Annotated in this window: 2 protein-coding genes and 1 pseudogene; all 3 read right to left on the reverse strand. The window is 35.1% G+C overall.

The window, feature by feature from the left end; translation table 11 throughout:
- A pseudogene (locus tag PHC76_RS14855) lies at nucleotides 1-962 on the reverse strand (hypothetical protein); the annotation flags it as partial.
- A 23-nt stretch (nucleotides 963-985) separates the two neighbouring features.
- A complete protein-coding gene (locus tag PHC76_RS14860; RefSeq protein ID WP_300210762.1) occupies nucleotides 986-2,752 on the reverse strand; it encodes a DUF4209 domain-containing protein in 1,767 nt (588 codons plus the stop codon).
- Nucleotides 2,753-2,768: 16 nt separating this feature from the next.
- Nucleotides 2,769-3,153, reverse strand: a 385-nt coding sequence (locus PHC76_RS14865) for a DUF3883 domain-containing protein (protein ID WP_300210764.1), incomplete at its 5' end; no start/stop codon positions are given.

Genomic DNA, 3,153 nt, shown 5'->3' on the forward strand with positions numbered 1-3,153 from the left:
AAAATATCTACACCAATCCATTGTGAAAAATCTATTCCGAATGAAAAAGAGGATATTTCTCCTTCTTTTCCGACGTGAACTTCAAATTTAAAGAGCCCATTACATGAAGTTCCAGTGAAATATAACGCTTTCATACCACGAAAAATTTCTCCACGTACATCATCCATAAAGAAAGGCATCTTATGATCTTTTGACAACCATATCTTCATATTTGCATTAATACTTTCAGGCTTTACCAATATTGTTGCAGCATTAAAATCTGATAATAACGTATCGAAAATTGGCGACCCGCTTAATTCAAAATTTGTAACGGCTAATTCTATGGGTTTGCCATAATTGAACATTTCCTCAAAGTCATTATGCGATTCATGTTTTTCATTAATCGAAAATTTGACATTAAGATCGACTGGTTCATCACCATGTTGGAAAAAAGTATAGATAGCAGTATTGTTGTGATAAGCCACATCTACGCGAAGTCTGGGGTCTAAGTGATGTAAATAATTTGCTGATGCGACAGAAACATTTTTAAGCATATTTGGGATCAATTTGGCGCTTTGTCCTGTCAATGCTGTCGTCAGCATATTGACTGCGTCATGTTTATCAGGTAATTTTAGACCTATCTCTTCGGATGCTAATTGTTCAGCTTTTCGCTTCCATTCATGGAGTAAATCAACGGGGTACGAATCTGGGTCTTTATCAATTTTATCCGAACAGTTTGAACAAAGCCAAATCGCATTTTCAAAGGATTTTCTTTGTTCGGTAGTCATTGTTGCATCATATCTTGGACCACTGGGAGCTGCTGCACAAATATGTGCTGCCTCTCCAATACTATTAGTTTTCTGTATATCTTGACTTGGTCCAACTGTGATAACTCTACATTCTGGATTTGAACACCGATGTGCTACCCTTGTCCTAAGAATATCAATAGTTGATTTTTTGAAATCATCACGATTTTTCTTCATTCATACCCTATCTAAATTATAAATCAACTATCTTGATTGACATTGTGCATAATCATCGGCCAACAAATTAATCTCAAATAAAGCCACCAAAAATAAATTATATCATGAGAAAAAAATTCATTTGAATGCATTAATCCATGCGCAATTTTATTTCGTAGATTGGGTCCAAAACGGTTTATTAATAATGCTCGTAGTTCAAATGCAAGATCATCCCCGAATATTTCGTCAATTAGTGGATTATCTAATGTTGTATTCAGACTGCGATTATCTTGTAAATTATTTTCCAAGCCAGAAACAATTTCCCCATTTTGCTTTAAAACATACCTAATAGCTTCTTCAAACTGAGGTACTAAAATATTGGCGGCTTCAATCCATTCTCCATAAAATCCGGATGAAAGACCTTTTGCAACAATATACTCTCTTCCAGCTGGTACCAATAAGTTGTTTTGAACAATAGCCGATAAAAAATGTAACGTTATATTATGTTCAAGTAATATTTGAGATCGAGCAGGTTCAATTTCTCCATTCACTGCGATTATTCGTTCAAATTGTGATTGATCAACCATATTTGCATGTAATGCATCATTACGTTCCTTCTCAGAAGCAGTTAGCATACTTGGAAAAACAGCAATTACCTTTCCTTCGTAATCAACTATATGCTTTGAAACTATAAATTGAAACGGTGCTATTTTAACAAGATCTTCAACTTTGTTTTTTAATTCTTCAACAGATTGTGGTGTGGTCAAGAGGCAAAATTGCCGTAATGCTTCTTGTAAAGTTTTACCTTTTACACGATTTATTGAATACTCTATCAATGGTGTTAATTCAATATCTGTTGAGATGCGCCCCATTTCATCAGAAATTTTAGTTTGTACTTCAAGCATTAGAGTATGTAATTCTTTGGTTCTTGATTGCGATCCACCTATTCGTCTAAACGCTTCGATCCCTTGTTGAAGAAAATTTGCCTTTGCCATTGCACTATCAGTAGCATTGGCCATAAGAACATAGCACTCTGCCGCAGAAATTTTTGCTTCTCTTACATCTTCTTCTAATTTGGCAATTTCATACCACTTTGCACTACATTCCCAATAGTCGCTTGCACCTATATATTCACAAGATTCTTGAATCAAAATAGCAATTCTTTTTGCAATTTCTGCATATTTTTTAGGAAAATCCACTCTACAGCTCTGTAACAGTTCAAGTACTCGAATAGATAAATACTGTCTTTGTTGATATTCTTCAGAAATCAATAAATCATCCATATACTGACATATCATCTTCAATTCATCATATGCACTTTTGCCTAAGCTTTTTGCTAGCCTAAACGCACGTTCAAGCCGTTCATACCCATACACCCAATCATCTGGTGAAATTTGATTTTTAGCTGATTCAAATAACCACTGGATAGCTTTTTTAGCCATAGCATGATCTTTATTTCTGATCCATAACACATCAGCTACACGAGCCTTTAAATCAATATCAAAACAATCGATTTTTTCTTTTAAAACTTTCAGCTGTTCATCAGTCAAATCATCTGGTATAGCAGTTCGCGATCCATCCATAATCATCATCGCTCCATAGGGTTCATAGGTATTCTCAGCACGCAAATGAAAAGAAGATAATTGCATTAATGTTGAAAAAACACGAACTACTTGAGGACTATTTTCATATTCTTTGATTGCATTAGACAGTGGTGTTAAATATTTTTCACAATTTTTATTTGAAAAAGGCAAAACTATTGCCTTCCATTCTTGAGATTCAAAATCTTCAATAAATAGCTCTGAAACCATATTCTATTTCTCCATCTTATGAGTAACTAAGCTCAATCTTCAACATACTCAAATTCCCCTCCAACCACATCTTTACCGGATTTTTCAGAGGTATGAGTTTGGCGTTTGCTTTACCGGCATTTTGTACAATGAAAATCGAATACTTATCCCCCTCATTTTTGTCATAGAGGAATTTAGCAAACTCCCATTGGGTTTTAGAGATTTCGATTTCACTAGTATTGGATGATCGCCCTTTGACTTCGATGTAGCGAAGCTCATTCTCCCCTTTCATCAGTACAAAATCATATCCCCAACCTACATCTTTTACATCGTTCATCCAGCGAACATGATACCCCTTGTCTTTGTTCTCTTCACAAAAATCTTGCAAATAGCGATAGACGTACTTCTCGCTCCATTCCCCG

This window comes from Sulfuricurvum sp. (genome assembly GCF_028710345.1).
In the GTDB taxonomy this organism is placed as follows: domain Bacteria; phylum Campylobacterota; class Campylobacteria; order Campylobacterales; family Sulfurimonadaceae; genus Sulfuricurvum.

Coding starts and splice junctions, on each gene's coding strand:
- PHC76_RS14860 (WP_300210762.1), bottom strand. CDS start 2,752: ATGGTTTCAGAGCTATTTATTGAAGATTTTGAATCTCAAGAATGGAAG.